The sequence below is a fragment of the Stenotrophomonas sp. INTA L402-1 genome, assembly GCF_059295135.1.
Genome location: NZ_JCAFWP010000196.1, coordinates 1 through 549 on the forward strand (window position 1 = coordinate 1; position 549 = coordinate 549).

Genomic DNA, 549 nt, shown 5'->3' on the forward strand with positions numbered 1-549 from the left:
CCCCTGAAGAGTGTGAAAGGCTGGATGCCAGCTGTCGTGGTTTTCTGCTTTTCCTTGAGCAAATTCAGGTGCTTAACCTTGAAACCCGTGAAATGGTGATAGAGCGAGTGCTCGCGCTGGATACCGCAGAGTTCGACCTGGAAGACCTGAAATGGGTAATCCTGATGGTGTTGTTCAATATTCCGGGCTGCGAAAATGCGTACCAGCAAATGGAAGAATTACTCTTTGAAGTGAATGAAGGTATGCTGCATTAATCATTTCTTTAATTCAGCATAAGTTGTTATGGCAAAATCAGCACTGTTCACGGTGCGTAATAATGAGTCCTGCCCAAAGTGCGGGGCTGAACTGGTTATTCGATCCGGGAAACACGGTCCGTTTCTTGGATGCTCACAGTATCCGGCGTGTGACTACGTCCGTCCTCTGAAATCTTCAGCGGATGGACATATCGTCAAAGTTCTGGAGGGGCAGGTTTGCCCTGCATGTGGCGCAAATCTGGTATTACGCCAGGGACGCTTTGGTATGTTTATTGGCTGTCTCTTATACACATCT

The 549-nt window shown here is 47.7% G+C and carries 1 protein-coding gene and 1 pseudogene; both read left to right on the top strand.

Annotation, left to right across the window (positions count from 1 at the left end; genetic code table 11):
* A pseudogene (smg, locus tag AC5O77_RS22300) lies at positions 1-254 on the top strand (DUF494 family protein Smg); the annotation flags it as partial.
* Between the two features lie 28 nt (positions 255-282).
* Positions 283-549: topoisomerase DNA-binding C4 zinc finger domain-containing protein (locus AC5O77_RS22305; protein WP_494507237.1), on the top strand; the 267-nt coding region annotated here is incomplete at its 3' end.